Here is a 6,108-nt window from a genome sequence, read left to right on the forward strand (position 1 = left end):
GTTAAATTCCAAGCTAAGATCGATATTATTACCGGATAGCAAAGCGCTGAATACCATAACTTCCAAACTGTGTAATAAAAACATCCTGTCTTTAAAGATAACCATTCATAACCTAAGTAAGCTCCTGAAGCAATTAATATATGGCCTTCAAAGATTTTTGAAAAGGAAAGTAGTTTAGTATAATTAGATTAGCCGCGGGATAAATCCCGAAGATAATCATAAAACCGAGAAAAACGGGTCCTTGTGTGAAATGGCCGTAAAAATTATATTTTAAAGCAAAGATAATATCCGTTGTAAGTCCAAACGTCAAAACGAAAAGAATGGTTGTGTAGATTTCAATCAATACCATTCGCTTTGGCATTAAAATAGCTGTTACATTTATCAATAAAATAAAAGTGATTGCAAAAATTATTCCTACCATAATACACTCCATTGATCCTCTAATTATGTAGTGCAGTAGCCAATTCAATAAAAAAGAGAGCATCCGTTTACAGTTACAGGAAATAACAGAGTTCACAAGAAAAATTGAGGACCTGATAATTGAAGGCTATGAGCCAAAACTGGATAATGGTGTGGATAAAATTATTGCTCCTTTGCAAAAAAAGGATTGCCGCGCAGCGAAGTCCTCAAGGCAAAGCAATTAGAGAAATATCTCAAGGCGGATTGGGAAGGAGTTATGAAAAATAATCGAGTAAGAAGGAGATTTTGATTCATAGGGATAACTATATAACAGGAGAAAAGTTTTATCAAACTTCAATTGGAGAAAAGAGGATGCCGCGTGTTTTTTGAACCAGGATACAGTTGCCAGGAGAAAGAGGATGTAAAGGCATATTGGTTATTGTTTCAAAAGAATAAATTCCTTGTTTACGAAAATAACGGGCAATTTGCCTTACCGGACATTGATCCGGATAAGTTAAACATCAAACCGGTCCGGAGACAATATCTTGGTCGAATGGACGGGCGTTCTTGTTATGCTGCAGGACTTTCGCCTGAGACTGTTACACCGGAAGGGATGTCATTTTGCGACTTAAGGCGGCTACTCGCTCTGATCCCGGACGATTTATTTTCCTTGGTGGGCAAAGCTTATCAAATTTTACATTGGGATCGTAACCATCAGTATTGCAGCCGGTGCGGAACACAGACTGAAAATAAAATGGATGAAAGGGCAAAGCTTTGTCCATCTTGTGGATTTATCAATTATCCACGGATTTCCCCGGCGATTATCGTGGCGATTACTCGGGGACGCGAAATATTATTGGCCAGGGGGAGTCGTTTCAAAATTGCTTTTTATAGTGTTTTAGCCGGTTTTGTGGAGCCAGGAGAATCGTTTGAGGAGTGCCTGCAAAGGGAAGTAGGAGAGGAAGTGGGCCTCAAAGTTAAAAACATTCAATATTTCGGCAGCCAGCCTTGGCCCTTCCCAAATTCTCTGATGGTAGGTTTTACAGCTGAGTACGATAGTGGGGAGATAAAGATTGATAAAAGTGAAATCTTGGATGCAGGATGGTTTACGGCCGATCAGCTTCCGCAAATTCCTGATACAGGAAGTATAGCCCGGCAATTAATAGATTCGTTTATCCAAGATCAAGGATAATTCAGCTCTGTGGGAAAAGCACAAATCTTGCAATAGCAATTCTAATAAGTTATAGTAAGACATTAACTGGTAACAGGCGGGCAGGATACTCCTTAAGAATGTCTTTATATCGTGGGCGTTTTAATTTTACGTATTTTTGTCATGGTTTTTGAGAATACTGCCGAGAGTCAATTTTATTACAGGAGGTAATATTCACTTGACCAAAGAGAGCAAACTACAAATTATTCCCCTCGGCGGACTAGGGGAAATTGGAAAGAATACAACCGTCATCCGTTATAATAATCAAATCTTGTTAATTGACGCGGGTTTAGGTTTTCCTGACGATGATATGTTGGGGGTCGATCTCGTAATCCCGGATTATACCTACCTCATCGAAAATAAAGACCTGATTCTGGGAATCCTGATCACCCATGGCCATGAAGATCATATCGGGGGACTACCCTATTTATTGAAACATTTGAACGTGCCTATTTACGGAACACGTCTGGCAATCGGACTAATTCAATATAAACTTACTGAGGCCAAATTGGGACAAGTAACCACCTATGTAATCCAGCCCCGGGATACCATTAAACTGGGTTCGTTTACTGTGGAATTTATTAATGGGAGCCATAGCATACCCGGCGCTGTCGGTTTAGCAATTCATTCTCCCCTGGGAACCATTGTGCACACGGGGGATTTCAAACTGGATCATACCCCGGTGAGCGGGGGTGTTCTTGACTTACACAAGTTCTCAGAACTTGGCGACAACGGAGTTCTTTGTCTCATGTCTGACAGTACGAATGTGGAACGCCCAGGATTTACAAAGTCGGAGCGACTTGTGGGCCAAAATATTGACAAGGCCTTTGCGGACGCTGAGGGACGAGTTATTTTCGCCAGTTTTGCTTCCAATGTCAATCGGCTTCAGCAAGCGATTTCCGCCGCATACAAATACCATCGCAAGGTTGCTACCGTCGGCAGAAGCATGATCAATGTCGTTAGCATAGCCGCTGAGCTTGGGTATCTCGATATCCCGGAAGACACGCTCATTGACGTTGACGATGTTATGCGCTTACCGGGTAATGAGGTATGCATCCTGACGACAGGCAGCCAAGGCGAGCCGATGGCTGCGCTTACCCGCATGGCGATGCATAGTCATCGTCAGATTTCCATTTATCCAGGGGATACTGTTATTCTTTCTGCTTCTCCTATCCCCGGAAATGAAAAAGCAGTCTCTCGAAATATTGATCAGCTCTTCAAGTTAGGGGCTAAAGTCATCTATGAATCCATCTCGGGGATGCACGTTTCCGGGCACGCCAGTCAAGAAGAGCTTAAACTAATGCTCAGCATGGTAAAACCCAAGTACTTTATTCCAGTCCATGGGGAGTACCGCATGCTCATGAAACATGCTGAATTAGCTGAGCAACTTGGGATTCCACGGGATAATATTTTTGTGGCCGAGATTGGCAATGTAATAGAGTTTACACATCTTGGGGCAAAGTTTGCCAATAACGTGATAGCCGGACCCATGTTTATCGATGGCTTGGGAGTAGGGGATATCGGAAATAGCGTTATGAAAGACCGAACACTCCTGTCCCAGGATGGAATCCTGGTAATCATTTTAGTACTCGATAGCTTGACCAAAACCATATTAGCCGGTCCGAATGTTGTCACCCGTGGATTTGTCTATGTTCGAGAGGCCAACCTAATGCTCGATGAAGTAAAAGCGATCGTTAAACAAACCATCGAACGCAGTCTCAAAAACGGTATCCGGGAAACCCCCATTTTACAAAATCGCGTAAGGGATACAGTGAGTAAACGTCTTTTTGATAAGACCAAGAGGCGTCCGATGATTATTCCGATTTTTCAAGAAGTTAAAGCGGATGAGTAGATTTAGGCGTATGAAAGAAATGTGCCTTAATAGTGAAGCAAAAGAAAAAACCTTCCCAGGCATTTAAGCCAGGGAAGGTTTCTGCTATGAGCAGTTTACCAATTGCTGCGTGCGCGAGGTTGGTAGCAATCACGGCAATACACAGGTTTATCGCCAGAAGGTTGGAAGGGTACGGTGGTGTCCTTTCCACAAGTAGCGCAAACAGCAGGGAACATTTCGCGGGGCTGACGAGAATATCCGCCTCCGCCGTTATTTCTGTTTTGTGCTTTTCTGGCAGCACGGCATTCTGGACAACGTCCGGGCTCGTTAGTGAACCCTTTTTCGGCATAGAACTCTTGTTCAGATGCTGTAAACTCGAACTCACGGCCGCAATCCCGACAACTTAAAATTTTGTCATTAAACATTTAAAAACCTCCGCAATTTTATTACCCGCTACATGGGAAGTTCAGGAAATCTTCCCATAGCCTTAGGCAATCGAGAAGGTCTGTGCAAATCCACAAGTACTAACGAGTTTATTTCAGTATAACCAACAAACCAATATAAGTCAAATGTCAACCCCTATATTTTAGTTAAAAAATTCCAAAAAACCTGCCTATAGTGACATTTAGTGTATTCAATCGTTAAATATTATTAACTCTCGTTAATATAATATTATTTTCCTATTGAAATCGGGATTAATTGATGTTATACTGCAAACTAACAATTACAAAATGATAAAGGCAAACTCGATGAAAATCGAGGACGCAAAACTACGAGTCTACAGCTTCAATAGAGGCCAGGATAGTCGGGTTGCCATAAAATGAGAGTAAAAGTCATTCCTTGTTTTGGCAACGCCGGAACAGGGTTTTTTTATACTTATCAGTCAGTCACACGATGAGCAAGGGATGTAGATATTAACTTCGATATAGAATTCTCTAGGATAAGTTAAACTGGGAGGGTAAATTTTGAGCAATATCACATATGGAGTTTTATATGGCCTTGTTGGCCTGGTTGCCGGGTATTACCTTTTTATTTGGACGGAAAAACTAATAAAGAAAAAGTGTCTGCAGAGAAATAATAAAAACGAAGATCTGTTTTTTAACAAGAATTATATTGAAATAGCCTTTTGCATTATCATTGCAGCCGCCTGGGCGTGGGCAGGTTTTCAGGTAGACAAGCCATTCGATTTGCTTCTCTTTGCGATTCTTTTCTCATTGGCAACGATGATCGCCATGATCGACCTCCGCATCCATACTATACCTAACGAACTTGTCATAGCCATCCTAATTATCGGAATTTGTTTTCAACTAATTCACTTTGGAGGCAGATCGCTGCTTATCGCTGTTGCCTGTATGCTGGGGATCATGATCTTATTTATGATTGTCGCTGCTATTGTCGGTTTCGATAAAGTCGGGGCGGGAGATGTGAAGTTAGCAGGAGCTATGGGCTTGGTTTTAGGCTATCCGCATATTTTATCCGCTGTCCTGGTCATGTGTGTCGCCATGCTGATCTTTATCTTCATCGGTATGAAAACTTACAGATTAACCCTGAAGAGTATGTTCGCTTACGGCCCGTTTATGATGATTGGACTAATTGTTGCCCTTATCTCCATTGGCGCGAATATCGCCATACTTTAAGGAATTTTAATAAGCGCATTCAGAAAATAATATTCCTTCTGGCATGACTCACTTCCCTACTCTCTAATACGAAGCAGATCCTTTCTTTTAGGGGGTAAGTGATATTTAAGATTCCAAATGAGCAAATTGACTTTATCGTCATTTCAGTAGTTGGAAGTTTAACGGGTGCGGGAAAAGCACTTCATGCTAATACCTGAATACCGTTGTTAGTTTTTAATATCGTTGTTAGTTCAAATCACTCTCTTTAGCAGGGGTATTTGTTTGTAACAAAGGATTTTTACTTTGCTACAAATTAAATAAATTAATAATAAGTTTTATAAGGAGGAAGAGAAAATGGGAAAATTGTTGAATTGGCTAAAAGACGAGGAAAGTGGGCAGGGCATGGTAGAGTATGGACTCATCATTGCATTGGTAGCCGTTGTTCTGATTGGTACACTTGCAGCTTTGTCAGGTAAACTTGATACTCTATTTACTGATCTGGAATTTGCACCCCCTGTAGAAGAAGGATAAGGATAATTTTTATAATTGCAATTGAAATACCCGGTCCCGGAGCTCTTACCGGGGCCGGATTCTTTTTCAATGAAGGGTGGTGAGGGATATGCGCTTTCATAACGAAGACGGTCAAGCCTTGGTGGAATTTGCACTGGTGCTGCCGATCTTAATCTTGTTGCTGGGTGGCATCATTGATTTTGGCTGGATTTTTGGCAATCAGATTCTGGCCAACAACGCTTGCAGAGATACCGCCCGGTATACGGCCGTTCATTATCATGAAATCACCGTTGCAGGTGATGTTAATGAAGTTGCTGTAAAGACAGCGGCACAAACCCGAATCGAAACAGAGCTCCCCGCCAGCTTTACAAACATCAATGTTGATATGACAACACCGATTATTGAGAACATCAATTTATCACTAAGCGCCGACATCGATTTGCTCACGCCAATTTTATCCACAATCCTGGGACAAACGTACACGATACAGACCAATTATGTCATGCGGGTTGAGTAAACCTATCAAGTGAACACGAATCTAA

General features: G+C 41.7%; 6 protein-coding genes and 1 riboswitch. Of the genes, 5 read left to right on the plus strand and 1 reads right to left on the minus strand.

Annotation, left to right across the window (positions count from 1 at the left end; genetic code table 11):
• The first annotated feature begins 778 nt into the window (after nt 1-778).
• Nucleotides 779-1,591, plus strand: coding sequence for an NAD(+) diphosphatase (nudC, locus tag AC6I5A_RS04930; RefSeq protein WP_034612465.1), 813 nt, complete (start codon nt 779-781; stop codon nt 1,589-1,591).
• 196 nt (nt 1,592-1,787) lie between these two features.
• A complete protein-coding gene (locus AC6I5A_RS04935) occupies nt 1,788-3,461 on the plus strand; it encodes a ribonuclease J (protein ID WP_034612467.1) in 1,674 nt (557 codons plus the stop codon).
• A gap of 95 nt (nt 3,462-3,556) precedes the next feature.
• On the opposite strand, the gene AC6I5A_RS04940 is transcribed toward AC6I5A_RS04935, so the two are convergent.
• Nucleotides 3,557-3,865, minus strand: a complete 309-nt coding sequence (locus tag AC6I5A_RS04940) for a zinc-ribbon domain containing protein (protein WP_497900501.1) — start codon at nt 3,863-3,865, stop codon at nt 3,557-3,559.
• A 304-nt stretch (nt 3,866-4,169) separates the two neighbouring features.
• A riboswitch (cyclic di-GMP riboswitch) is annotated at nt 4,170-4,258 on the plus strand.
• A gap of 147 nt (nt 4,259-4,405) precedes the next feature.
• Here AC6I5A_RS04940 and AC6I5A_RS04945 point away from each other — a divergent pair.
• From AC6I5A_RS04945 to AC6I5A_RS04955, 3 genes are all read left to right on the plus strand, one after another.
• Entirely contained in the window at nt 4,406-5,077 is a 672-nt protein-coding gene (locus AC6I5A_RS04945; protein ID WP_034612469.1) for a prepilin peptidase, read from the plus strand.
• 333 nt (nt 5,078-5,410) lie between these two features.
• The gene (locus AC6I5A_RS04950; protein WP_497900502.1) at nt 5,411-5,587 is read left to right on the plus strand and encodes a Flp family type IVb pilin; all 177 of its coding nucleotides are present in this window, start codon (nt 5,411-5,413) and stop codon (nt 5,585-5,587) included.
• Between the two features lie 88 nt (nt 5,588-5,675).
• On the plus strand, nt 5,676-6,083 hold the full coding sequence (locus AC6I5A_RS04955; RefSeq protein ID WP_034612471.1) for a TadE family protein: 408 nt from the start codon (nt 5,676-5,678) through the stop codon (nt 6,081-6,083).
• Nucleotides 6,084-6,108 lie beyond the last annotated feature (25 nt).

Source organism: Desulfosporosinus sp. Tol-M2 (assembly GCF_059735615.1).